19 protein-coding genes are annotated in these 24,537 nt (G+C 44.9%); 13 read left to right on the top strand and 6 right to left on the bottom strand.

Annotated features, from left to right (window positions below):
* Positions 1-193 precede the first annotated feature (193 nt).
* The 3 genes from AC23N5_RS05995 to AC23N5_RS05985 form a co-directional block, all read right to left on the bottom strand.
* Positions 194-775: a hypothetical protein gene (locus tag AC23N5_RS05995; protein WP_487754853.1), complete on the bottom strand. Its 582-nt coding sequence runs from the start codon at positions 773-775 to the stop codon at positions 194-196.
* 79 nt (positions 776-854) lie between these two features.
* Positions 855-2,351, bottom strand: coding sequence for a RagB/SusD family nutrient uptake outer membrane protein (locus tag AC23N5_RS05990; RefSeq protein WP_487754852.1), 1,497 nt, complete (start codon positions 2,349-2,351; stop codon positions 855-857).
* 23 nt (positions 2,352-2,374) lie between these two features.
* Positions 2,375-5,380 carry a SusC/RagA family TonB-linked outer membrane protein gene (locus tag AC23N5_RS05985; protein ID WP_487754851.1) on the bottom strand — a complete coding sequence of 1,002 codons (3,006 nt, stop codon included), beginning with the start codon at positions 5,378-5,380 and terminating at the stop codon, positions 2,375-2,377.
* A 297-nt stretch (positions 5,381-5,677) separates the two neighbouring features.
* On the opposite strand from AC23N5_RS05985, the gene fsa reads away from it, so the two are divergent.
* The 4 genes from fsa to AC23N5_RS05965 all read left to right on the top strand — a co-directional run bounded on the left by fsa (position 5,678) and on the right by AC23N5_RS05965 (position 11,459).
* Positions 5,678-6,334, top strand: coding sequence for a fructose-6-phosphate aldolase (gene fsa / locus AC23N5_RS05980; RefSeq protein WP_183975682.1), 657 nt, complete (start codon positions 5,678-5,680; stop codon positions 6,332-6,334).
* Positions 6,335-6,422: 88 nt separating this feature from the next.
* Positions 6,423-7,109: a cell division ATP-binding protein FtsE gene (locus AC23N5_RS05975; protein WP_028524979.1), complete on the top strand. Its 687-nt coding sequence runs from the start codon at positions 6,423-6,425 to the stop codon at positions 7,107-7,109.
* Positions 7,110-7,441: 332 nt separating this feature from the next.
* Positions 7,442-9,169, top strand: coding sequence for a DEAD/DEAH box helicase (locus tag AC23N5_RS05970; protein ID WP_183975681.1), 1,728 nt, complete (start codon positions 7,442-7,444; stop codon positions 9,167-9,169).
* 439 nt (positions 9,170-9,608) lie between these two features.
* Positions 9,609-11,459: a YgiQ family radical SAM protein gene (locus AC23N5_RS05965; protein ID WP_183975679.1), complete on the top strand. Its 1,851-nt coding sequence runs from the start codon at positions 9,609-9,611 to the stop codon at positions 11,457-11,459.
* A 5-nt stretch (positions 11,460-11,464) separates the two neighbouring features.
* Here the strand turns inward: AC23N5_RS05965 and AC23N5_RS05960 are convergent, their stop codons facing one another.
* Entirely contained in the window at positions 11,465-13,441 is a 1,977-nt protein-coding gene (locus AC23N5_RS05960) for a DUF3857 domain-containing protein (RefSeq protein ID WP_487754850.1), read from the bottom strand.
* 79 nt (positions 13,442-13,520) lie between these two features.
* Between AC23N5_RS05960 and AC23N5_RS05955 the strand changes: the two genes are divergently transcribed.
* From AC23N5_RS05955 to AC23N5_RS05940, 4 genes are all read left to right on the top strand, one after another.
* Positions 13,521-13,913, top strand: a complete 393-nt coding sequence (locus AC23N5_RS05955) for a hypothetical protein (RefSeq protein WP_183975675.1) — start codon at positions 13,521-13,523, stop codon at positions 13,911-13,913.
* 75 nt (positions 13,914-13,988) lie between these two features.
* Positions 13,989-15,077 carry an alpha/beta hydrolase gene (locus AC23N5_RS05950; protein ID WP_487754849.1) on the top strand — a complete coding sequence of 363 codons (1,089 nt, stop codon included), beginning with the start codon at positions 13,989-13,991 and terminating at the stop codon, positions 15,075-15,077.
* Positions 15,078-15,198: 121 nt separating this feature from the next.
* Positions 15,199-17,520, top strand: coding sequence for an ELWxxDGT repeat protein (locus AC23N5_RS05945; protein WP_487754848.1), 2,322 nt, complete (start codon positions 15,199-15,201; stop codon positions 17,518-17,520).
* A gap of 9 nt (positions 17,521-17,529) precedes the next feature.
* Positions 17,530-19,467 carry a hypothetical protein gene (locus AC23N5_RS05940; protein WP_487754847.1) on the top strand — a complete coding sequence of 646 codons (1,938 nt, stop codon included), beginning with the start codon at positions 17,530-17,532 and terminating at the stop codon, positions 19,465-19,467.
* 86 nt (positions 19,468-19,553) lie between these two features.
* Here the strand turns inward: AC23N5_RS05940 and AC23N5_RS05935 are convergent, their stop codons facing one another.
* Complete coding sequence (locus AC23N5_RS05935; RefSeq protein WP_487754846.1) at positions 19,554-20,306, bottom strand: hypothetical protein; 753 nt, start codon at positions 20,304-20,306, stop codon at positions 19,554-19,556.
* A gap of 156 nt (positions 20,307-20,462) precedes the next feature.
* Between AC23N5_RS05935 and AC23N5_RS05930 the strand changes: the two genes are divergently transcribed.
* Genes AC23N5_RS05930 through AC23N5_RS05920 form a run of 3 tightly spaced genes read left to right on the top strand, consistent with a single transcriptional unit; the run spans position 20,463 to position 22,731 of the window.
* Entirely contained in the window at positions 20,463-21,284 is an 822-nt protein-coding gene (locus AC23N5_RS05930; protein WP_487754845.1) for a hypothetical protein, read from the top strand.
* Positions 21,285-21,289: 5 nt separating this feature from the next.
* Positions 21,290-21,706 carry a hypothetical protein gene (locus AC23N5_RS05925; protein ID WP_122933633.1) on the top strand — a complete coding sequence of 139 codons (417 nt, stop codon included), beginning with the start codon at positions 21,290-21,292 and terminating at the stop codon, positions 21,704-21,706.
* Positions 21,703-22,731 (top strand): sensor histidine kinase, encoded by a 1,029-nt coding sequence (locus tag AC23N5_RS05920; RefSeq protein WP_487754844.1) that lies wholly within the window; start codon positions 21,703-21,705, stop codon positions 22,729-22,731. Before AC23N5_RS05925 ends, AC23N5_RS05920 begins: the two co-directional genes overlap by 4 nt.
* Positions 22,732-22,789: 58 nt before the next feature.
* Here AC23N5_RS05920 and AC23N5_RS05915 read toward each other — a convergent pair whose 3' ends face one another.
* The gene (locus AC23N5_RS05915; protein WP_183975659.1) at positions 22,790-23,260 is read right to left on the bottom strand and encodes a hypothetical protein; all 471 of its coding nucleotides are present in this window, start codon (positions 23,258-23,260) and stop codon (positions 22,790-22,792) included.
* Between the two features lie 264 nt (positions 23,261-23,524).
* Between AC23N5_RS05915 and AC23N5_RS05910 the strand changes: the two genes are divergently transcribed.
* Positions 23,525-23,716, top strand: a complete 192-nt coding sequence (locus AC23N5_RS05910; RefSeq protein ID WP_487754843.1) for a hypothetical protein — start codon at positions 23,525-23,527, stop codon at positions 23,714-23,716.
* A 143-nt stretch (positions 23,717-23,859) separates the two neighbouring features.
* Entirely contained in the window at positions 23,860-24,537 is a 678-nt protein-coding gene (locus tag AC23N5_RS05905; protein ID WP_487754842.1) for a LytR/AlgR family response regulator transcription factor, read from the top strand.

Raw genomic sequence — 24,537 nt, 5'->3', positions numbered from 1 at the left:
CTTGCGCACAGTTAATCGTTATTTGTTACCTGTTAATTGTTTTGGCAATCAATGGAGTTTTTAATCTCGTTTAATTTAAGTAACAGAGCAAAAGTTTTAGGGTATTTGTTTTAATGCAATTCGTTGATTTTGAACGGATAATAACTGACAGAGCGCAGCGGCGCACCGCAACGGTTAACTTGTGCTTTAGAACTTAAAAGTAAAGTTGCTGAGGCGTGAGCCCTTGGACTTTTAAAAGGGGTTTTTTATAGACAATGAGCCCTTCTACGGGTTTCCACGTCGCAGGGTTTCCCATGGTGGTGTATTCTCCCACTTGGCCTTTGAGTCGTAAAATAGCTTTTTCTTCGGATAGTGCTTCGAGTGTTATTTCGCCCGATGTCATAATGTATCCTAAACCGCGACGATTGACGGGGTCGGTCATGCGTCCAATCATGGCGCTGGCTTGGGTCTGGTTGTTGGTATCAACGGCTTTGGTGATGGGTTTGGTGGCAAACCATTGGTCGCCGCCGATAGCAATCACGGTGTTTCCTTGAAATTGATCGGTGATATTGATGCGGAACGCGTGGTCAAAAGCCGTTATCTCTCCTTTAAAAACACTGCTGTCGCCATAAAATGGCTGATTATCAATGGTGAGCCATACTTTAGCTTCGCCTTCTTTCAAGGTAGCGAGTATGTCGGAAGGGTTTTTTGAAGTTGAAGAACTGGTACAGCTCGACACGGAGCTTCCGAACAAAAAAATAATAAAATAAAAAGATAATGTACGTGCTGCTATCATAGGTGGGGAAAGTCACTAAAAGAAAAATGCCCGATGTGATTCGAGCATTTTTCTTTGAATTTATAACTACTAAAGCGGATTAATACCCTTGATTTTGCTTCAAGTTAGGGTTAGAAACAAGCGCGATAGCAGGGATTGGGAACAATACAGTGTAGGCTTCTTTGTTGTCAGCACCAGCACCTGTAGTAAACTTACCGTAGCGAACTTCTACCGTACGTTTGCCACCTTCCCAGTACAATTCGCGACCGATTTCGTCGAACATACCGTCTGTGTTGATTGAGGCAAGTGCTTTTGCTTTGCGGGCAGTTCTGATAGAGTTTACAGTTACCAACGCACCAGCGGCGTCACCACCACGGAGTTGAGCTTCTGCTTTCATCATTAGTGCTTCAGCATAACGCATCAAGATGTACTTACCAGCTGTTGCAGGGTGGTACTTGATAGCGCGGATACCTTTATCGGTAGCTGCACCTGCCAAAGGTACGTCACGAGTGAACGAAAGTACTTTTTGCGTACGAGAGTCAATAACGTCTTTACCTTTATCATCCACTTGTTTGCCAACCAAGAAACCGTAACCGATACCAGAGAACTCAGTACCATCGCCTTTTGCGGCCTTACCGATACGTGGATCATCTTTCTCGAACTTATCGTAGAAGTCAGCCAAAGTCGTAAAACCGTTCCATCCAGATGGGTTTTGGCTGTAGTGCAACGTCATAAACCAACGGTTCTGAGGTGTACCTTCCAAGCTCACGAAAATGGTTTCTGAGTTGCCATTTTTTGTAAAGGCATTAAAGTAATCAGTATCAAGCTTGTATCCGTCGGCAGTGATAGCATTAACGTAAGTTGATACTTTGTCCATATCTGCTTTATCAAATGTATATGGACCTGCTGGAGTCGAAGCTTTGTAAACTGCCTTATTCAAATACAACTTAGCAAGTAAGAAGTTGGCAGCTGCTTTGTTAGCCACACCGTTTGATGCTGATGGGCCCATTTTTGCCAACACTGGAAGGGCTTCTTCCAAATCTTTTACAATAAAGTCGAATGCTTCTGAGCGAGTCATTACGCGAGGAAGATCGTCAACCCCTTGTGTAAACTCTCTGAAAGGAACTTGACCATAGAAGTCCATCACGTGATACATATTCCAGGCACGCAAGAACTTAGCTTCTGCTTTCTGAGCCGCTGTTGCGGTCGTAGAAGCCAAAATTTCGGTGGTTTTAAACACGCGAGAGTTCAAGCTATTCCAAGTATCACGAACTTGTTGGTGGGTCGCATCCCAAGTATGTTGGTCAAGCGTACGCCAAACCCCGTTATCACCCCAGTCAACCCCACGTGTAGGAGGAATCATTTCGGCTGAAGTGTGCATACCCAAAGCGTAAGCATTGGCTTGGTCAGTATAAAACCCTAGGTCTTTGTAAGCAGATTCCAATAGACCAACAGGGTCTCCTGCTACAGGAGTACCACCTTCAGACTGTCTGACGATAGAATCTTTTTCGTTATTTACTAAATCAGTACAAGAAGTGATGGTAGTTAAGCCTAGCCCAACTATCAAAGTTCTTACTATGTATTTATTAGTCTTCATTTTGTTTAGTTTTTTGTTAGTTCTTAGAACGAAATGTTAGCACCGATGGTCCAAGTTCTAGCTCTTGGGTAAGCAGTGTAGTCGATACCAAACGATGGAATACCGTTGATAGACTTGTTGGTGCTTACTTCTGGATCTTGACCAGTGTACTTAGTGAAGGTCATCAAGTTTTGACCTGTCAAGAATACGCGCAAGTTTGAAATAGTTTTACCACTTACTGGTACACGGTAGCTCAAGTTCAAGTTTTGTAAACGAACAAAATCACCCTTTTGCAAGAAACGAGTTGAAACGTCTGGAGCGTTCAATGGACCTTCTTTGCTTGTTACCACATTCTTAGTCACGTTACGTCCGTTTGCAAATGATCCTTTTGTAAAGAACGCATTTTCAGTATTTGAGTAAAGGTAGTTACCAAATACGCCGTTGAAGAACAAGCTCAAATCCCAGTTTTTGTAACGCAAGTTGTTTGTCAAACCACCAGTAGCAGTTGGAAGTGGGCTTTTACCATTCAAGAATTGTTGGTAGTCCCCATTCGGATAAAGCGAGTTCCCGTTTTCATCATATCCGCCGAAGTCACGCAAGAAATAAGCAAACAAAGGCTGACCAGCTGCGATACGTTGTGCAAACGCACCTGTCAAACCTTGACCGTTGATTTCACCCGTGTCAAATACCCCATTAAGGTTTTTAACCATGTTTTTGTTGAAACCAGCGTTTAATAATACTTCCCAACTAAAGTTAGTTTGGTCAACCACCGAACCTGTCAATGAAATTTCTAACCCACGGTTTTGGATGTCAGTATCCAAGTTTTTCCACGTAAATGGCGTAGGAGCAGGTTGTGCTGAAATAACGTAGAACAAGAGGTCTTTGGTGTTTTTCTGATAGAAATCAATCGTTCCAGAAAGACGGTTTTTCAAGATAGCAAAATCCAAACCTAAGTTGATAGATGACGTTGTTTCCCATTTCAAGTTAGGGTTGTTAAATGCTACGGCGTTCAAACCACCACCTTCGATGTTATCACCACCTTGGTTGATTCCCCAGCCACTGTAACGGTCACGACGGTCATAGACGTTGTGAGGAATTGATTGGTTACCTGTCAAACCATAGCCCAAACGAACCGATAAGTCATCGAAGATATTCTTAGGAGCGAAGCTTTCGTTCATGATTTTCCACTTAGCAGCGAAAGATGGGAAGAAACCATATTTGTTGTTGCCCCCGAATTTCGTAGAACCGTCTGAACGCAAAGTAGCTGTTAACAAATATTTGTCATTGATACCTACGTTTACACGTCCGAAATATGATTGCAATTCGTCAGTTTCTGAACCAGAGTTGTTGATAACGTTGCTACCAAATTTACCAGCATTTGCTGATGCGATGTTGTTGATCATCAAATCTAAGTCGCTGGTACGGAAGTTAGCAGCTGCAATATTTTTTGAGTAGCGGCTGAACATCTGATACGAATAACCTAACAACGCATTGAATGTGATTTTGTTAAACTCTTTGTCGTATGTGAAGTAGTTTTCCCACAATTTGTTGTCAGTTTCGATATCCGCAACGTAAGCACGGCCGAGTTTGTCAACACCTGTCAACACGAGGTCACGAGAATAAGCTGATTTTCTTGAAGAGAATGACTTGTCAAAACCAATTACAGTTTTGAATTTCAAGTTCTTCACAATTTGTAATTCAGCGTTGATGTTACCCAAAGCGCGAAGCGTGTTTGTGTTGTCTTGAGACAATGCAATCATTGCCAATGGGTTAGGTTCAGTGTTACCTGGTTGGTTGAACGTACCGTCGCTGTTGTAAACAGGGCGAGTTGGGTTTGCTTTCAAGATGTTACCTAAAAGGTCTCCTTCAAAACCAATGTTCTCTGAGATAGGTACGTTAGCGTCTTGGTTGTTTGAAATGTTGATGTTACTCGCAATCGTCAAACGGTCATTAAGGAATTTCTTAGAACCATTGAAGCCTAAGCTGTAACGCTTGATTTCTGACTCTTTGATAATCCCCTGTTGGTTCAAATAACCCAACGTAAAGCGGTAGCTTCCGTTGTTATCGCCAGCTCCGAAGGCAAAGTTGTGTTGGTTAGTGTAACCAGTTCTGAACAATTCTTTTTGCCAGTCAGTATTACCTTTTTGATCTTGGCCACCCGCTGCACGGTATTCATCGGCATTTAGCAAATCATAACGCTTAGTGATGTTGCTCATACCCAATGAGTAACCGTACTCAAGCGTACCTTTACCTTTTCCTTTTTTCGTTGTAATCAAAACTACCCCGTTAGCACCACGTGAACCGTAGATCGCCGTTGCCGAAGCATCTTTCAAGATGTCGATGCTTGCAATGTCTTCTGGGTTCAAGAAGTTCAATGGGTTTTTAGCTGGCTGACGACCAACCCCCGAAGCATCTCCACCAGATGAGGTATTGTCACCTGCCAAAGGTACTCCGTCGATAACGAACAATGGGTTGTTACCACCAAATACGGAAGACGTACCACGGATACGAACGTTGATGCCACCACCTGGCTCACCGCTTGACTGAGTGATTTGCACCCCAGCTACGCGTCCTTGCATCAATTGTTCGGGCGATACTACAATCCCTTTTTGGAAGTCTTTTGCACCAATAGCATTTACAGCACCAGTCGCATCTTTTTTCTTGACTGTACCATAACCTACTACCACTACTTCATTCAGGACTTTGTTGTCTTCGAGAAGAGTTACATCGACAACTGAGCGGGTACCAACCGCAATTTCTTGGTTTGAGTAACCTACGTAGCTAAATACGAGTGTCGCGTTTGTAGGAACGGCAACTTTGTAATTTCCATCAACATCTGTACTCGTACCGCGTTGAGTTCCTTTTACTGCAACTGTTACACCTGGCATTCCTGTGCCTGTTCCATCTTTTACTTTACCAGTGACTTGTCTTTCCTGAGCTTGGACTCCCAAGAAGACCACTGTGAACAAAACTGTCATGGCGATTTTACCAAGGACAGCAAACTGACGAGCGAGTAAAACTCGCCCTACAGAAGGGAAACTGTTCATCATAGGTTTAAAATTGTTTTGTGAATGATTACCTGTTTGGTCCAGTCACTTGGAAGGACTCACTACAAGGTATTTTGGATTGTTCCAAGTATTTCTTGTCCGCAAGTAACCTAACCAGAAAGCAAATTACAATAATAAATTTCTATAATGCAAATTTTGAAAATTAAAAAGGAATAGCCTTTTTGGGTAATAGTGGAGTAAGTTGTACTTTTAAAAGTGGGCAAGTCTATTTTCATGGTAAAAATTTTAGATACGGCCTGCTTTGCCTAACTTTGCACGACATAACTTAAATCTCTCATTATGAAATTTTTCATTGATACGGCTAATTTGAAAGAAATTCAAGAAGCGTATGATTTGGGCGTTTTGGATGGTGTAACCACTAATCCATCGCTTATGGCCAAAGAAGGAATTACGGGAAAAGCGAATGTAATTGCGCATTACAAAGCGATTTGTGACATTGTGGACGGAGATGTGAGTGCGGAAGTGATTTCGACCGATTTGGAGGGGATGCTTAAAGAAGCGAGTGAGCTTATCGAAATAGATGACAAAATCGTGGTAAAAGTGCCAATGATTAAAGACGGGATAAAGGCAATCAAAGCGCTTTCTGACCGTGGCATTCGTACCAACTGCACCCTCGTTTTTTCAGCTGGTCAGGCGTTGTTGGCAGCCAAAGCGGGCGCCACTTACGTTTCTCCTTTCATTGGTCGTTTGGACGATATTTCAATGGACGGTATGGAGTTGATTGAGCAGATTGTGGGTATTTACCAAAATTACGGATTCACAACAGAAGTATTGGCTGCTTCGGTACGCCACCCAGTTCACTTGTTGAAATGTGCAGAACTTGGCGCCGATGTCGTAACTTGCCCACTCAGCGTTATTACATCGTTGTTGAAGCACCCACTTACAGATATTGGATTGGAGAAATTCTTGGCTGATTACAAAAAAGCAAACCAGTAATCAGGCTTCAGCAGTTAGCGATTTGCAGTCAGTAAAAGATTGTCAATCGCTGACTGCTGGTTAACTAACTGCTAATCGCTGCAAACAAATGACCGCATTTTCTTCGGAACCCATCATTAAGCTTGAAGGAGTAGATATATACCAAAACGGCAACAAGTTGGTACTGTCGGATGTCAATTTTGAAATCAACAAAGGTGACTTTGTATTTCTTATTGGCCGTACAGGGAGTGGAAAAAGTTCACTTTTGAAAACTTTGTACGGGGACTTGTGGCTTGAATCGGGAAAAGGAAAAGTGGTAGGATATGAATTGCAAAAAATGAAACAAGCAGAAGTGCCGTTTTTGAGAAGAAAACTGGGCATTGTGTTTCAAGATTTTCAATTGTTTTTTGACCGTAACGTGGAAGAAAACCTAGAGTTTGTTCTTCGTGCGACGGGTTGGACGGATAAGTCGGCCATTAAAACTCGGATTTCGGACGTGTTAATGCAAGTGGGGCTGGGTACGTCTCCCAAAAAAATGCCACATCAACTTTCGGGTGGAGAGCAACAACGCGTAGTGATTGCCAGGGCCATGCTCAATGAGCCCCAAATTTTACTTGCCGATGAGCCTACAGGAAACCTCGATCCAGAGGTAGGAGAGCAAATCATGCAGGTCTTCCAAACCATCAATACCGCAGGAACGGCTATTTTGATGGCTACCCACAATTATGACTTCCTAAAAAAATACCCTGCTCGGGTGGTTAAATGCGAAAATGGAGCGGTAACTGAAATCCAGTAGCGAAGCCCGCAAAATTTTATATTGCTACGAAAAATACAAAATTTTATCTCTCATTTGTCGTTTATTCGATAAATAGTCTTACTTTTGCAAAAGTTTTACTGCACGAACACGCTCGTTCGTCTCTGCGATTTTTTGTGTTAGGGTTTACCCCTTCTTTTCGTCCTCAGAAAATACACGCAGGCCATCTGTTTTAACCTACAGAGACTCTTCGGGCTGCAGTGCTTTTTTAAGCGAGTATTGAGTATTCAGTTTGTGGGTGTGGAGACGCTGTCGCGCCTGTATGTGCTGTTGTACTCTATGCTCCCAACACAATATTCAATATAAACAATACAATGCAAGAAGAAACATTAAGTTTTCAAACGTTGGGCTTATCAGATGAACTGTTACAAGCAACCAACGAAATGGGTTTTGAAAAACCATCTCCTATTCAAGCACAAGCAATTCCCCATCTTTTACAAGGATTAGACGTTATCGGACAAGCCCAGACAGGTACAGGTAAAACTGCGGCCTTCGGTTTGCCAGCGCTAGAACTTGTTGACGTTACTGAAAAACACACTCAGGTACTTATTTTGTGCCCAACGCGTGAATTGGCGGTTCAGGTAACCGACGAATTGCGTCGCTTGGCGAAATACAAGAAAGGCGTAAAAATTGAAACGATTTACGGAGGTGACTCGATTGAGCGCCAAATTAAAGCGTTGCGCGGTGGCGTACATATCGTCGTAGGTACGCCAGGTCGTACGATGGATATGATGGAGCGTCGCGCCTTGAAATTAGAGAAAGTAAGTTACATGGTGCTTGACGAAGCGGACGAAATGCTTGACATGGGCTTCCGTGAAGATATCGAAAGCATTTTGGAAGAAATGCCAGGTGAACGCCAAACGGTTTTATTCTCTGCGACGATGTCAAAGCCTATCATGGCCATTACGCAGAAATTCCAAAATGATCCTGTTCTCGTTAAAGTAACTCGTAAAGAAGTAACCAATGAAAACATCGAACAGGTTTGTTTTGAAGTAAAACAACGTGCAAAGGCGGAAGTAACTTGCCGTTTGATTGATTCTTACGACTTGAAACAAGTGATTATCTTCTGTAATACAAAACGTAAAGTAGATGAAATTACGGAAGATTTGATGATACGCGGCTACCAAGCTGAAGGACTTCACGGCGATTTGCGCCAAGCCCAACGTAATAATGTAATGGCGAAGTTTAGAGCAGGTACAACTACTATCTTGGTGGCTACCGACGTGGCAGCTCGCGGAATCGACGTGTCGGGCGTGGATGCGGTAATTAACTTTGACCTTCCCCTCGACGAAGAATATTACGTACACCGTATTGGCCGTACCGGCCGCGCGGGTCGTACAGGTAAGGCGTTGACATTGGTTGCAAAAGACGAAAAATTCCGCCTCCGCCAAATCGAAAGTTACACAAAAGTTCGCATCGAAAAAGGAGTAATCCCTACGTTTGAGGACATTGTGGGCGTTCGTAAAGCTCGTTTTATTGAGCAAGTAGAAAAGGCGGCGACCGAAGGTGATTTGGATATCTACAGCGATATGCTCACGATGTTGCACCATACGACTGGTCTGAGCACTGAAACGATTGTAGCCGCTTTGGTGAAAATCAACATGGGTGTTCAGAAAAGCGAATTTGCTGATACTGACTTGGCATGGGACGAAGACCGTAAGTTTAAAGACAGAAATGGTGCACGTGATGACCGTGGTGGACGTTTCGAAAAACGTGGTGAAGGTAGTGGCCGTTTTGGCGACCGTGGTGGTCGTGGTGGTGACCGTGATAGCCGTGGTGGTGGTGACCGTCAGAAACGCAATGACCCAGGTATGATTCGCTTGTTTGTGAGCGTAGGTCGTAAAGACCGTGTTCAACCTCGCGACATCGTAGGCGCCATTGCGGGTGAAGCAGGTATCCCAGGCCGCGTGATTGGTTCTATTGACATTTTTGATGCGTATTCGTTTGTTGATGTTCCTGAGCGCGATGCTCGTCGTGTGGTAGAAGCCATGAGTGGCAATACCATCAAAGGAAAGCCAGTGAATATCGAAGTAGCACGATAGATAAAAAAGTAACAATTGGCAGTTCACAGTTTACAATAGCTCATTATATTGTAAATTGTGGACTGTTTTGTTTTGGGGTATTTCTCAAACTATTTTGTTTCATACTTGGTTGAGTAAATTAGCTTCGGTTGTGAGCAACCGAAGTCGTGGTTATAAGTAACCACGCCCACGGCAAGTGATTTCGGTTGCTCACAACCGAAAAGTAAGCGGCTAATTTTAATAGCCGAAGCCGTGGTTATGAGTAATCACGTCCACGGCAAGTGCTTTCGGTTGCTCACAACCGAAAAGTAAGCGGCTCATTTTTAATAGCCGAAGTCGTGGTTATGAGTAATCACGTCCACGGCAAGTGCTTTCGGTTGCTCACAACCGAAAAATAGCGGTTACTTATAACCGCGTGAAGTTGCTAAATTCCCATTCGCAAGAAAAATAGTAAGGTGTTATGTTAGAAAGACCGATAACCGATTGGTTGCCCATTACCAAGAAAGAGGTTGAAAAACGGGGCTGGGATGAAGTGGATGTCGTCATTGTATCGGGAGATGCGTACGTTGACCATCCTGCTTTTGGAACGGCAGTGATTGGCCGAATCATCGAAAGTGAAGGCTTTCGGGTAGCGATTGTGGCGCAGCCCAACTGGAAAGATGATTTGCGCGATTTTAAGAAATTCGGACGCCCTAAGTACTTTTTTGGCGTTACGGCGGGTTGTATGGATTCGATGGTAAACCACTACACGGCTAATAAGCGTCTTCGGTCAAACGACTCATACACGCCTGGAGGAGAAGCGGGGTTTCGTCCCGATTATGCCACAACCGTTTATTCCAAAATATTAAAACAACTCTATCCCGATGTTCCTGTACTTATCGGAGGAATTGAAGCGTCGCTTCGTCGGGTAACGCATTATGATTATTGGCAAGACCGCCTGATGCCAACGATTTTGGCCGATTCACAAGCCGATTTGTTGGTCTATGGGATGGGAGAACAGCCCTTGCGGGAGATTTTGCGTCGTTTGAAAGACGGATACGATTTTTCAGGATTACGCGACATTCACCAAGTGGCTTATTTGCAAAAAGCATCCGACGAACTGCCTAAGTGGAACGAATGGGAAACGGTCGAGCTGGCGAGCCATGAGGTGTGTTTGCAGGATAAAATCAAGTACGCGGCTAACTTCAAAATTGTAGAAGTAGAATCCAATAAGTGGCAAGCCAATCGCATTACGCAGTTGGTTAATGAAGACGTTTTGGTAATAAATCCACCCTTTAAGGTAATGACTGAAACCGAAATTGACGCTTCTTTTGATTTGCCATACACGCGCTTGCCGCACCCAAAATACAAGAACCGTGGGCCGATACCTGCTTACGACATGATTAAGTTTTCGATAAACATGCACCGTGGGTGTTTTGGAGGTTGTAGCTTTTGTACAATTTCGGCGCACCAAGGGAAGTTTATCGCATCGCGAAGCGAAAAGTCGATTTTGAAGGAAGTGGACGAAGTGACGAAGCATCCCGAATTTAAGGGATACCTGTCGGATTTGGGCGGCCCTTCGGCGAATATGTACCGAATGAAGGGTAAAGACGAGTCGATTTGCGCGCGCTGTACAAGTCCAAGCTGTATTCACCCTGTCATTTGTTCTAATTTAGATACATCGCACAAGCCCATTACGGAACTTTACCGTAAGGTGGATGAGCATCCAAATATCAAAAAAGCGTTTGTTGGCTCGGGGATTAGGTACGATTTGTTGGTGGACGATTTCAACAAAAACAACAAGGATGGCAACCACGACGAATACATGGAGCAGTTGATTACGCGCCACGTATCGGGTCGATTAAAAGTAGCGCCTGAACATACCTCCGACGATACGCTCAGGGTGATGCGTAAACCATCGTTTAAGTATTTCAAGCTTTTCAAGAAAAAGTACGATCAGATTTCGGACAAACATAACCTCAAACAACCCCTGATTCCGTATTTTATTTCGTCGCACCCAGGGTGTGAAGAGGCGGATATGGCTAATTTGGCGGCTGAAACAAAAGAACTGGGTTTCCGTTTGGAACAAGTGCAAGATTTTACCCCAACTCCCATGACCGTTGCGGAAGTAATTTATTACACGGGAGTGCATCCCTACACGTTGAAGCCAGTTTTTACGGCTAAAACCCGCGAAGAAAAGCAGAACCAAAATCGCTTCTTTTTCTGGTACAAGCCTGAGTACAGAGATTTGATTCGTAACCGTCTCAATAAGCTCAAACGTCCTGATTTGGCCAACCGTCTTTTAGGGGGAGGAAATGCTAAAAAGAAATAAAGACGCTAGCCCTTCTTCAACGAAATCACTTCGCTGTAAGCTTCGTTGAGGGCAGCAACCATTTTATTCCATTCAGGGAAACTTGATTTTTTGACCAAAAGCGAGTTCAACGTCCATTGACTGCGAACCACGATTTGGTCATTTTTTTGTTCATAACTCAGCTTAAACCCAAAGTCAGGGTGCGAAAACGACGCATTGGTAGGAAGGTTGGTTACGGTATATCCTTTTGGAATAGGTAAAACCGTGACCATGTCTTCAATGTGCGTAAACTCGTGTTTCCAGTCGTTTTTGCGACTTTCTTCTTGGCGTTTGTCGGCCCAAGGACGCGTCAAATGAGGATTAATAAAAAGTTCTCCTGCGGCTTCCTGAACGTAATCAGGTACCGAAAACGCGTATTGAAGACGAACAGGCACGTCACGATCTTGAAGTCCTGTGACTACATTTTTTAACAAGGCGCATTTGTTAGAGCCTCGACTGAGTACGTTTTTGTAGTATTCGTCGCGTTGTGGCTCCGAACGGTACTGCACGGCCGATTTGAGGGATGTTTTCCATAGCCCTTCAAAAGTCAAGGTGCCGTTTCCTTTCAATGTTTTTCCGTCAATCGACAGTACCATTGAGTCCACTTTGGTATTTTGATTGGCAGGAACAACAGGCACAGGAACGATTTCATACTTGTCTTCTGAAGTCATTATCAAGGCTTCCTTGCCTTGGATGTGCGAGGTCGGAAGTCCGAAGTCGATACGGTCGTCGGTGGCATCCAAAAATTGCCATTTTCCTTGCCACTTTACCGCTGCAATCATGTGGTTATCCACGCTCATGGAAGGATTTTCGGCATATTTGTACGGAATGTCACGCGTTCCAATCCACACCAAATGCGACGGAATACCCGCTAAATTGAGCATCGACGAAGTAAGACTGGCCATGTCTTTGCAATCACCGTAGCGTTTTTGACAAACATCGTTGGCCTGACGAGGAATAAACCCGCCAAGCCCTTCTTCAAAGGCAATGTATTTGACGTGGTCTTGCACCCAATAATAAACCGACCGAATTTTCTCCACTTCGCTTTTGCCACGCGTCAATGAATCCGTAAGGGCTTTGAGCTGCGAACTGGGCTGTTTGTTAAGGTCTTTGACCAAACTTTTGTAATAATTAAAGAGCTTCTGAACGTCGCCCAATACCTCCTTCGTTTGTCCGTTGGCCGTATAACTTTCGATAAACAAAAACACCTGTGGTACGTAATGGCGCAACGAAAGCGATTCTGTTTCCAGAGGCGACGCTTTTAAATTTTGTGCTTTCCACGTATAAACCGTTTTGCCATTTTGGGTTGTTTTGGCAAAAACAATCCCCTTCGTATCGCCGTAGGTTTTGTAGGAAACTTTTACTGAAGCGGGAAATGAAACCGAAAACTCGCTGTTGATAACAGGTACATAATTTCCAAAAACAAAGCCCGAAAGCATATAGGGGCTTTTGACTCTTTCGGTATAGGAAACGGTGCCAATGCCTCCTTCTTTAGCGCCTGGAAAGGTGAATTTTTTGACCTGCATATCGTCAAAAAAGATTCCACCCCCTGGGCTGGGGCGTTCGGTCTTGATGTCGGTGACGGGCGTACGATTATAGCCCGATTTTTCGGGAATGTATGAGACCGCATCAAGGTCTTTGATTTCCTGAAAAGCTTCAGAAAAGTAAATGCGTTCGTCGGCAAAAACACTGGCTCGTTTGTCCAAAAATACGCGGTCTTCTTGGTGAAACACGTCGATTTGAAGTTCCCCATTTACAACCTCGATGGCTACTTTTTCGGAGCGATTGAGGTACGCCATTTCATCGTTAGGAAACTTCGCTTTCAGTTGCGACAAGTTGACTTTAGGTTGAGCCACTGCCGAAAGATGAGTGACGAGCAGGGCAAAAAAGAAAAAATGGAACGAAACCTTGAAATTCACCAACGCAAAGCGCATCATACGAGAAGGAATTAGTGTAGTTTCCAAATAACGGAAGGTTGGAAATAAAAGTTTTATTTTGCTGTCTTTATTGTGTTCCTCACGGGAGCACGTTTATTTTGTAACAATGCCGCACGAAACAGATAAACTAACAAATTCCTCGCCCGAAGAACTAGAACAGGTGCTTCGGCTACCCAACTTGCTGCGCGATTTGTTGCTACAACTCATAAAAGACTTCCAAACGGCGCAGTTACCCTTAGAGCTCGACATCGACGAACGCTATTCGTTTGAAGAGTTGCGCGAATATTTGGCCCACAAAATAGACGAGCATTTAAAAAAAGGAGGAACCCTAAAATACCTCCTAAATCGGGTTGATTTGACCGAAAAACAAATTCACCGCGCCATTCCTACGGCGATTCATGCTAGTTTACAACTACTTGCCGAATTGATTATCAAACGCGAACTTCAAAAAGTGGTGATTCGGTACTGGTACCGACAGAGTGAAGAGAAAGAGGATTAAAACTAGAAATTTTTAAATTTTATTGAACATTAGTACTTTTGTGGGTGTTAAACCGACACATTTAACCTGTGAGGAATGAGTAACCGTAATGCGTCTTTGGCGCTTGAGTTGACAACTGCTGTTGACGACGAGCGTCCTGTATTTATTTCTGGTAATTTTTGTGAGTGGTATCCTGATATTGAACGTTATCAGATGCAAAAGGTAGGAGTAGGAAAGTATCATTTTCAATTTCCCCCCGATTTTCACTTCGAACAACCCATTGAGTACAAATATACCCGCGGTGGCTGGGACCAAGTAGAGCTGGATGCCTTTGGCGAAGCGCCCCAAAATCGCCGTATTAAGGGAAAAAGTGCTACCCAAAAGGATTTTGTGCCTCACTGGCGCCGTAATGGCCGCGCATTTGATGAGACGTACGTGCCCACGATTCAGACCGTAGCGGAGGATTTTGAAATACCTCAGCTGGGCAAAAAGCGCCGTATTCGTATTCTTCTCCCGCACGACTACAGTACTTCTACCAAACGCTATCCCGTATTGTACCTCCAAGATGGGCAAAACCTCTTTGGGGATGGTTCTATTTTTGGAAATTGGGAAATAGACAAACGCATGGCGGTACTGGCCGAGCAAAACAAAGGCGGTATCATCATTGTGGCCATTGACCACGGAGATGAAGACCGTTTGCACGAATTTGCACCTTATACGCACCCAAAATTTGGCAAGGGAGCAGGGAAAAAGTACGCCAACTTCATCGTTCGTACCCTTAAACCGTACATTGATAAAAATTATCGTACCCGCACCGAGCGCCAATTTACGGGCATCGGCGGCAGTTCCATGGGAGGCTTAATAAGCATATATGCGGGCTTAATGTACCCCGAAACGCTAGGTCGTCTTATGATTTTTTCGCCGTCGCTTTGGGTTTCGGACAAAATCTATTTTGACTCCATCGAATTCTTTAACCCTCTGGAAACCAAAATCTACGTCTATGCAGGAGGGAAAGAAGGACGCTATATGATTCCGAGTGTAGAGCGGCTGAAAGAGGCGATTGAACGACAAGGATGGAACAACGAACGACTTCAATTTAAACTATCGCTCGACCCCGCTGGTGAGCATACCGAAATGCGCTGGGGCAAAGAGTTTCCGAAGGCCGTGGAGTGGCTCTTTGGCTGATAGATAGCCCATTATCAATCATTTTGGCACTTTTATTGCTGTATTCAAAGAAATTTTGCCCATTTCTTTGAATACAGCAACGTATCGTTTTATGCGATACTAGAAAAACTCGGTGCCAGTAATGCTAGTTGTCAGGAAAACTATTTTGTGGGGTTTGCTATTGCTGGTGAGCAGTGTATATGCTCAATATCCGCTATTGCTGAAAGATATTAACCTTCAGGCAGATCCGCTTGCTACCTCTGCTACCTTGGGAAGCGACCCGCGCTTTCTGACCAATCACAATGGAATCCTTTATTTTACAGCCAAACAAAACGGCTCGACCGTGGGGCTGTGGAAATCATCAGGGCGAAATGCTAGTACGGCTAAAGTTCTGGATTTACCAGGCACGGCCTATTCTCTCACGAGTGTAGGAAGTTCACTGTATTTTGTGGCGGATCAGACAGGCTACGGCTACGAACTTTGGAAATCGAACGGCACGGCCGCAGGTACAACCCGTGTGAAGGACATCAACGACGGGCCGCTGGGAAGTATGCCAAGTGGTTTTACGAATGTCAACGGAACACTGTATTTTGTGGCAACCACCGCAGCAGCAGGAAGCGAACTCTGGAAGTCAGGAGGGACGGATGCGACCACGGTCATTGTCAGAGACATTGTGATGGGGGCAGGAAGCTCGAATCCCCAACAACTGACCAACGTCAACGGAACGCTTTATTTTGTGGCAAACGATGGCGCAAATGGGTACGAACTTTGGAAAACCAACGGTACGGCGGCAGGAACTACTTTGGTCAAAGATATTAATGCAGGAATTGGAAGCTCGAACCCTCAGTACCTCACCAACCTGAACGGAACGCTGTATTTCACGGCAACCAATGGCACTAACGGCTTTGAATTATGGAAGTCGGACGGAACGGCGGCAGGGACGGTACAGGTACGAGATATTTGGAGTGGCTCGATGAGTGGAATGCCGCATTATTTGACGGCGCTCAACGGCACGCTTTACTTTGCAGCCAACGATGGACAAGCGGGAATCGAACTCTGGAAGTCGAACGGAACGGCAGCGGGGACAGTGCTTGCCGTAGATATTCAAACAGGCAGCGGTAGCAGTGACCCCCGAAACCTCAAAACGCTCAACGGGCTGCTTTATTTTTCGGCCACCAACGGAGAGGCAGGACAAGAGCTTTGGCGTTCGGACGGCACAGCGGCTGGGACAAAAATGGTGAAAAATATTCGTGTCGGCGGAGAAGGTTCTAACAGTACGCCGTCGATGTTTAATCTCCGAAAAGGCATTGTGTATTTTACCGCTTACGATGATTTTGCGGGAAGAGAACTTTGGCAAACTGATGGCACCGAAGCGGCCACCAACGTGTTGGAGTTGTATTCGGGAACAACGGGAAGTGGAATCAGTAACCTTACCGTGTTGGGCGATACCCTGTTTTTTACGGCAGACGATGGTAAAAAAGGAAGCGAAATCTGGAAAATAGAAGCCTGTATGCCACTACGAATGGCATCGGATACCACAATTTGTCACAAAGGCCCGTTGTCATTGCCTGCTCAAGTCGCGAACTATGGCAGCTTTACTACACCAATTTGGCGAAAAGACTCCTACGACGGCCCGATTGTGACGAACCCTACCAACGTGCGCCTAGACAGTACGGTTACTACGTTTTACCTTGAAGCACAATACACAACGGGTTGCACAAGTACGGCCAAAATTATCATTCGAACTAGGACTCTACCCGAGAGTGTCGGGAGTATTCGGGTGTTGTTGGAAGGTGCTTATCGGAATGGTGTAGGTTCGATGACAACGACCCTCAACCAACAGGGATTATTGCCAGGACAAACGCCCGTTAGTCCGCTCGCAACCAAAACGCCAGCGGGACAGCCATACGTGGGAGCGCCCTGGTATTACATGGGCAGTGAAATGGTGTCCACTTATGACCCGTCGGTTACGGATTGGGTGCTGGTTTCGCTACGAACCGACCCTGCGAATCCTGCTACGACGGTTTTTAAAGCGGCCGCCTTACTTCAAAACGATGGCTTAGTGCCTACTATTCAAGGATGCCCGAGTCGGTTAAAGGAATACACTAATTATTACGTGGCGGTCGAACACCGTAACCACCTGCCGATTGTGGCGGCCACGCCTACGCTTTTTGTGAATGGTGGTTTTTTCTATGATTTTGGTATCAACCAATCCTACATCCCTGCCAATGCTCCAGCAGTTGGGCAAAAGATGCAGGATACGCGCTATATGATGTATGCAGGCGATATCGTCAAGGGGACAAGTGCAGAAATTAATGCAAACGATATGACCGTCTGGAACCAAACCAATGGTTCTTTTGGAAAGTACTTAGCAGGAGATATCAACCTCGACGGCGAAGTGAACGCACTTGACAGGATTTTGTGGACAATTAATAACGGTTTGTTTTCGGGGGTAAGGTTTTAATTTGAAGAAATGATGAAGCGTTGTTTTGGGATATTGTTGTTGATAATGGGACTTTTTAGAAATGCCAACGCGCAGGGCATTCCTAAAGAAGTACTGTACGAACCCGACGAAGGTGGCTACCCGCAAGGCTACACACCCAATGCAAAACTAGGCACTTTTGATTTATCAAGTACTGCCGCAAATGAGCCGTTTCGACACTTATTAAAGCTATTTGAAGCCCAAAAAGTGGTATGGGACGATGTGACGGACTTTCGAGATTATGGCTTTAAAGCGTTTTTTGGCGGAGTAGGCGAGGGCAAACCCAAAGAAAATCGGTACGCGGATATTAATGAAGGCATTTTTCGGGATGCTTTTACGGTACAGGGTGTAAGTTTTGGGAAAAATCCAGTGTATGTTCCTGATCCAAATCGCTTACTTTCGGCGCAGGGAAAGAATTATCGCTGTTTTAATGCGCCTTTTTTGTCGGTGACGATTGAAAACGTGGACGAAGCGGGAAAATGGAATCCTTTTTTGCTGACCGAATACGAACTCGACCGCCGAGCCAAGTACGCAGGTGATGGGCGAATGGGCTTTCTGCGCTGGGACATCGAGACATTTTCTAATGCCGAGTGGCTGTCTATTTTACGGGGGCGACAAGTGTGGGAAAATGGGAAATACCGCCATGCCTTCAACGGTGGTACCGACCCTACTTACAAAAATTGGGACGATCAACAGTTTTTTGACCACGTTCAGCACCGCTGGAGTTATGTTTTTACGGAGTTGTTTTACAAAACAAAACTCTACAGCAACGGCGCAAAAATTTGGCAGTACGGAGCAGGCCCCATCAACCAAATGGATCCGTTTATCTTCCCTCAGTTTGATGACAACGGCAATATTCACTCAAATTGGGGTGTACCCAATAATCCCATTTGGAAGCTCAAAAACAAATTTAACAATCGTGCTGTCAATGAGGAACTTAACTACATGGAAGCGTGGGATTTTGTGCAGCAGTTTGCCATGTGGGCAGTTCTTCAGTATGATTCAAACGTCAATTATTGGGTCAATACGGACATAATTCGCTTGAAAGAAACCCCCAAAACCAACGTGACAGCGGGCGTTCCTACGCGCTATCACGTCGTTGACATTGGAGCCGACCCCAATACGCCTTTGCGGAATCGGCGGGTGCGGGTGTCGTTGCACGCCCAAGATGGCAGCCTGCGCAACGCCGATAAAACCTATCGTATTACGTTTCAACATTGGCGGGGTTTTACCGAAATAGATATTCCTGCGGGTAGTAACAGCGTTGAATTAACGACTACTTCGCCTGAACTGGTTTGGCAAACCGACGACCATTTCTTGTTGCTCATTTGGAGTACCATCTACTGCGCCCGTTATCAAGAACCGACCAAACTGGGCTTTTTAAACTGGGAGCCTACGCCGCGTACGTACAACTTTAGCCCTTATTCATTGGCTACAACCGATATTTTTGAACAGCGTATTTACGACGCTATGATTGGTTTTGCGAACCTTCAAAATTACGGCGTCGTCAACTGGGAGGCCAACACGGTAGGAAAAATAAACCCGATGGTACGCGAGAGTATTATTTTAGCCCAAAAGAAGATAGCACCTTACAAAACCCACATTGAAAATCAATCCCTTGTTTATGTAGATGTGAGTATTGACGGCGGACAAACGTGGATAACGGGTGGGTACCCGCAAACACCTTTTGAAGCGCATTACAATGGCTGGTGGATGGGTGGTTTTTACCAAAATGATCAGCCTTATCCGATGGTATTTGGGTCGTATAATGCTCAGCAACGGACGTTTTTATTCACCCACCTCGCAGGCCGACTTCCTACGGGAACGTTGGGTTATAAGGTACGCGTGAAAATCCCGAGCACTGCTACTTCATATACGTTTGATATGTCTTCCACGCGTGAGTTGGGGTATTCGCTCTTTAAGATATAAAAGCCGTGCAAGTTGTGCGAAGGGTTGCTCACAACCCGTTTCCCATCGTGCTGAGGGTTGCTCACAACCCGACTAAATCGCTGAATTTATTTCAAAAGCGTAGCGTCAATGGCCTTCCAATCAATGCCTTTCACAATTTCGCGGGCGATTTCGGCAGGGGCGGTGATGGTCACGACCAGGTTTTCTACCAATTTACCCCCTTTTCTAAACTGCGGTTGGTAGCGCGTATCTTGACCTCTCTGAACAGGCTTGGTGTTCCACCCACCCAACAAAATCACCGTTTCTTGACGACCTGTTGCTCCTTTTAAATCGGGTTTTAGCAATACTTCAAGCGCAAGAGTAGCACCTGAGACGTTGATAACCTGAGACGACTGCACCAAGCGTGCGCTTTCAGTATCTTGCAATCGGTAATTGCCGAGGTTCATTTCTACGCTTATGGAATACGTATCTTGAGCGCGCTGGGCAACGGCTTGCGGGTTTTCGGTGTACATCGTGTCGCGGTGAACGTACAACGAAGGCAGGGTCGAAGTGGCAGGTTTCATCGAATCAACCACCGCTTTTCGGGCCGAAGCGATGTCGGCTCGTTCCATGATGAGGTCGTATCGGTCGGTACAAAGGTGTACAAATCCGCCCCATTCTGAGGTGACTTCCAACGCTCCCATCGAATGTTTTTCGTCAAAAGTCTTCCAACTTCCCTGCGGCGTTTTGGCCGTAAACTGCCGCTGGAGTTCTTTCACGACGCGTTCGTATGCGGCGTTTTCTTGGGCTGTCGCTGGGCGGCATTGCGCCTGAATCCAAAGGGGGAAAGAAAGGAAAAGAATACTAAATAAGAGCTTCATTGTGGTTGTGTTGTCGGTTATTCAAAGTTACACTAAAAAACTGTTCTGACCTCAAACTTGTGCTTTTTCGCCACAAATCGCCCCAATTTGGCCACAAACTGTTGATAGCTTATCACAGAAGTTGTTGGTTTGTTGCCATTAAAACCTATAACAACCATGAAAACATTTTCTTTATTCATCTTTTTTCTCCTGGGCTATGCCCAAACTTCGTTGGCCCAAAAAGACTCGGTCGTCATTCCTGACCCTGACGAGTACGATTGGAGTACGCATCTTTATTTGGGAGCGCCATATATCAACATGAGTATTGGTAATTATGCCCAGCTTAAAAACGCACTTAATCGGCAAGGGATTGATTTTGGTAGGTTTCAGGCCAACTCCATGGCGTCTTATGGCTTTGGAATTCAACGGCAGCGCGTCAAAATAGGGCTAGAGATACTGTATGGGTTTAACAGCTCATATACGAGTAAGAAAACAGCTACGCAAACACGGCTAGGATTTCAAGCATGGAGCGTTACGGTGGGTTACGGGCTCATCCGTCAGCGCAATCGGCAGTGGTTTTTAAACGCAGGGATAGGCTCTCAAGAAACTCGGGTTAATATTTACAAGACGGGGGCTGCGAGTTCTGCCCCATCGGTTCCGTTCGATAATTTACTTAATGCTCCAACGGTAGGTCATTCCCCCACTTTACTGCATCAAAATACATTTCTTGAACTTTCGCTGGAACATACGTTTCGACCTAAGCGCCCTGTTTCATTCAATCCTGTGGTTAAGTTTGGGTACAGGTACGGGCTCAAACCGAAAAGTTGGGGTAGTGATGCCAATATTTCGTTCCAAAATGCACCTGCGGATCGGCTAAACCAGTTTTTTGTACAGAGTATTTTTGTGATGAGTAAAAACCATAAAAAACTCACCCCTGCCGAGAAAGAGGCACGTCGTAAAAATAGAGAAGCGAATACTTGGGGACTTAATCCGCAATAAAAGCCATGAAAAACGCATTGATGGTTGGATTGTGGATGGTTTTCGCAACGACAACCAAAGAACTGAACGAGTCGGGCGAGCGAGGAACGTTAGTTTTGTACCGAAGAAAAGACTACTTTTCCTCTGATTTTACCCTCAAAATCAATAACCAACAGGTGAGCCAAAAATTTAGCAACAATGAATATATCCGTTTGGACGTCCCTGCTGGAAGGTTAAAAATAGAAACCGAGGGAAGTTTTATCACCGAAAAACAAAGCATGGCGTTTAGCATCGCACCCAACGAGACGGTGTATCTCAAGGGTATTGTGGACTATGATTACCTGAGCAATGCCTTGTATTTTAAGCGTATAGATAGTGAGCCAGCCACCCGCGAAATCACCAAAACAAAACTCGACGAAACTGCCCTCCGACGAATCGAATGAAACGCCCCAAGCTGATACCTAGTCGATGGTTCTTCCTTGCCGCACTGTCCCTCGTTGGTGGGTACATTGGCTGGTTGTTGACCGAAAGTTTACATGAACAATTCGGGGAAAATGGGCAAGGAAGAAGCGGGTTCTTTACCTTTCTGTTGAGTTATGTGCTTTTGGTAGGGATTGTGTTGGTATTAAGCTGGCTCAATTTTCGGGGTCCGTTTCGTTGGTGGTTGCTTTCGGATAAAAAATGGACGTACTGGACGTGGCTCGTACTGCTAACGTGGCTGACGTTTGAAGGATTGCAGTTTCGGAAAGGTTACGAGCAAGAATTTGTGGACGAAAACGTTCTCGTTACCTTGGTGTTTGTGGGAATAGTGATTGGATTTGGGTACGTGGCCGACGCGTTTCGGGTACGGCGGGAGCAGTTGGTGCTTCATCAACAAAAAACTGAAGCCGAACTTCGCGCGTTGAAATCGCAAATAAATCCGCATTTTTTGTTCAATGCCCTCAACACCATTTACAACGAAGCTGATGCAGCTGAGAACGAAACGGTGGCGGAGTTAGTGCAGCAATTGGCGGGTATCATGCGTTTTACGCTTCAAGAAACCCAAAAAGATTTTACGACCGTCGAGCGTGAAATTGCATTTTTGGAAAAATACTTGGCGCTCCAACAAGCACGCCTGCCCAAGCGCGAAGGGCTACGAATAGAAGCTCAAATGGATTACGACGGCCGTCCTGCCCGTATCGCTCCACTTTTATTGATTCCTTTTGTAGAAAATGCGTTTCAGTATGGCATCAGTTTGCAACAAGATAGTTTTATTGAGCTGAAACTAGAGGTGGAAGAAGGCAAACTTGTGTTTCAGATTCGTAATAGTATTTCACCCCAAGCAGCGCAGAAACAAGGCCACGGAACGGGGATAAAGAATGTGAGGCAGCGTTTAGAACTGATTTACCCAAATCGCTATGGGTTGTCTGCGGAGGGCAATTCGGGGATGTTTGAGGTGTTGTTACGGATACAATTGGAAGAAAAATAAAGCACTAAGCAGTTGGATAAAAATCTCCAACTGCTCATTATAACTTGCAAATGAAGTACTATTTTTTGATTCTAATTCCAGAGAAAGCCAACACCGAAGTAGGAATACTATCGCGTTGGATTCCTGTGTAGCTCAGCTGATTATTTTTAGAAACATCAGGGCAGGTGATGGCATTTTGGGTATTTGAGCCAAGCTTATACGTGAGGGCTAAGTTATTGCCCGACTTGCTTGCAAAAAACATAGCAGCTGCATTGAGCTTTACAAACACGCTGTCGCCGTATTTGTAGTTGACAGTCAGGTTAAAAGGCGAAGAGGTTAATGGTACAGTTTTTATTTTTTGATCCGAATCCATGTAAGTGATTGAAGATGGCCGTTTGTCATCTAACGTGGAGTAGGTTAAGTTGTAATTGAGGTTGTAAGTGCACGAGCTGTAGTCTTCGACAGGTGTTACGGGAGTATCTGATGATGATTGATTACAGCTGGCCACAAAACAAGCCAGTAAACTCCAATAAAGAGAAGAGATTTTCATAATAATGGTACTTGCGTTTTTGGTGTTAAGTGGCAAAATTAAGGTGCTCGTTTAGTTTGTCCAAATTGTAAAAGCGGCCTTAAAATAACTTTTAGGTAATGAATACGCCTTATCGCCTTTGAATGAGAATCTTAGAAAAGAGTAAGTTGTTGGTAACTTTTCTTTAGTTTTTCGTCTTGAGGAAAGCAGGAGTACTGTGGCGGAGAATAAAATGAAGCAAAAAATGTTGTAAATTTGTTTAGGCTTAAAAACAGAACAAACATCATGGAAACAAACAATAAACCCCTTACTCCTGAAGAGCGCCAAGCCAATATCGACCGTTTTATCAAACGCTGGAAAGAAGAGCGTGCAAAGGCGGAAATTGAAGCGGAAGAGTTTCGTAAAACAAAGGAGTATCAATTTGCCTTAGAACAGTTAAAAAAACGCAATGCTGAACGAGGAACCCCCCAAATTTAAGTATGATTTTACAAGGGTAGTAGATACATACGCCTTTGAAACAAATGGTCAGATTGAATACGAAATCATTTTTCGACAGACTCCTTACCTTTTTGGGGAGAGCTCGTTGTATGCTGATTTAGTGTATGAATTGATTTTCTAACATGATTGCTATAGCGCTTGACGACGAACCTGCGGCTTTGCAAATCTTGCAGCGACACGCGGAGAAAGTCCCTTTTGTGGAATTAAAATACGCTTTTGAGAATGCCGCTGAGGCGTTGCGGTACCTACACCAACACCCTGTCGATTTGCTCTTTTTGGATGTACAAATGCCCGATATGTTGGGTACTGATTTTGCACGGCTACTCAAAAATACGACCACAAAAATCATTTTTGTGACGGCCCACGCTGATTATGCCGTTGAAGGCTTTGAATTACAAGCGCTTGATTACCTGCTCAAACCCGTAGAATTTGGCCGTTTTCTTCAAGCTTGCAATCGCGCGTTGGGGCAGCAAGCCAAGCAGACGGGCGAGGCATCAAGTTTGTTTGTGAAAGACGGCTACGATTGGGTGCGGGTCAACGTGGACGAAATTTTATACATCCAATCTGACACCAATCTGCTCTTTATCCACGAGCGTACCCGCAAAGTCACGACCCGTATGACTCTTGGTGAAATGATGGCACAATTGCCTACCGAGAAGTTTTTGCGCATCCACAAATCGTACATTGTCGCCTTGAAAGCCATTCAAAAATTAGAACGCCACCAAGTAACGGTAGGAAGTGTAGCGATTCCGTTGGCAGGAACCTATAAAACCGAACTAGAGGAACGGCTATTGAGGTGA

The sequence above is a fragment of the Runella sp. R5_40 genome (assembly GCF_057652295.1).
This window is presented reverse-complemented; position numbering and strand designations above follow the sequence as displayed.

What these genes read in the sequence shown, in the direction of transcription:
- AC23N5_RS05995 (WP_487754853.1), bottom strand. Translation starts at nt 775, where the DNA reads ATGATAGCAGCACGTACATTATCTTTTTATTTTATTATTTTTTTGTTC.
- AC23N5_RS05990 (WP_487754852.1), bottom strand. Translation starts at nt 2,351, where the DNA reads ATGAAGACTAATAAATACATAGTAAGAACTTTGATAGTTGGGCTAGGC.
- AC23N5_RS05985 (WP_487754851.1), bottom strand. Translation starts at nt 5,380, where the DNA reads ATGATGAACAGTTTCCCTTCTGTAGGGCGAGTTTTACTCGCTCGTCAG.
- fsa (WP_183975682.1), top strand. Translation starts at nt 5,678, where the DNA reads ATGAAATTTTTCATTGATACGGCTAATTTGAAAGAAATTCAAGAAGCG.
- AC23N5_RS05975 (WP_028524979.1), top strand. Translation starts at nt 6,423, where the DNA reads ATGACCGCATTTTCTTCGGAACCCATCATTAAGCTTGAAGGAGTAGAT.
- AC23N5_RS05970 (WP_183975681.1), top strand. Translation starts at nt 7,442, where the DNA reads ATGCAAGAAGAAACATTAAGTTTTCAAACGTTGGGCTTATCAGATGAA.
- AC23N5_RS05965 (WP_183975679.1), top strand. Translation starts at nt 9,609, where the DNA reads ATGTTAGAAAGACCGATAACCGATTGGTTGCCCATTACCAAGAAAGAG.
- AC23N5_RS05955 (WP_183975675.1), top strand. Translation starts at nt 13,521, where the DNA reads ATGCCGCACGAAACAGATAAACTAACAAATTCCTCGCCCGAAGAACTA.
- AC23N5_RS05950 (WP_487754849.1), top strand. Translation starts at nt 13,989, where the DNA reads ATGAGTAACCGTAATGCGTCTTTGGCGCTTGAGTTGACAACTGCTGTT.
- AC23N5_RS05945 (WP_487754848.1), top strand. Translation starts at nt 15,199, where the DNA reads ATGCTAGTTGTCAGGAAAACTATTTTGTGGGGTTTGCTATTGCTGGTG.
- AC23N5_RS05940 (WP_487754847.1), top strand. Translation starts at nt 17,530, where the DNA reads ATGATGAAGCGTTGTTTTGGGATATTGTTGTTGATAATGGGACTTTTT.
- AC23N5_RS05935 (WP_487754846.1), bottom strand. Translation starts at nt 20,306, where the DNA reads ATGAAGCTCTTATTTAGTATTCTTTTCCTTTCTTTCCCCCTTTGGATT.
- AC23N5_RS05930 (WP_487754845.1), top strand. Translation starts at nt 20,463, where the DNA reads ATGAAAACATTTTCTTTATTCATCTTTTTTCTCCTGGGCTATGCCCAA.
- AC23N5_RS05925 (WP_122933633.1), top strand. Translation starts at nt 21,290, where the DNA reads ATGAAAAACGCATTGATGGTTGGATTGTGGATGGTTTTCGCAACGACA.
- AC23N5_RS05920 (WP_487754844.1), top strand. Translation starts at nt 21,703, where the DNA reads ATGAAACGCCCCAAGCTGATACCTAGTCGATGGTTCTTCCTTGCCGCA.
- AC23N5_RS05915 (WP_183975659.1), bottom strand. Translation starts at nt 23,260, where the DNA reads ATGAAAATCTCTTCTCTTTATTGGAGTTTACTGGCTTGTTTTGTGGCC.
- AC23N5_RS05910 (WP_487754843.1), top strand. Translation starts at nt 23,525, where the DNA reads ATGGAAACAAACAATAAACCCCTTACTCCTGAAGAGCGCCAAGCCAAT.
- AC23N5_RS05905 (WP_487754842.1), top strand. Translation starts at nt 23,860, where the DNA reads ATGATTGCTATAGCGCTTGACGACGAACCTGCGGCTTTGCAAATCTTG.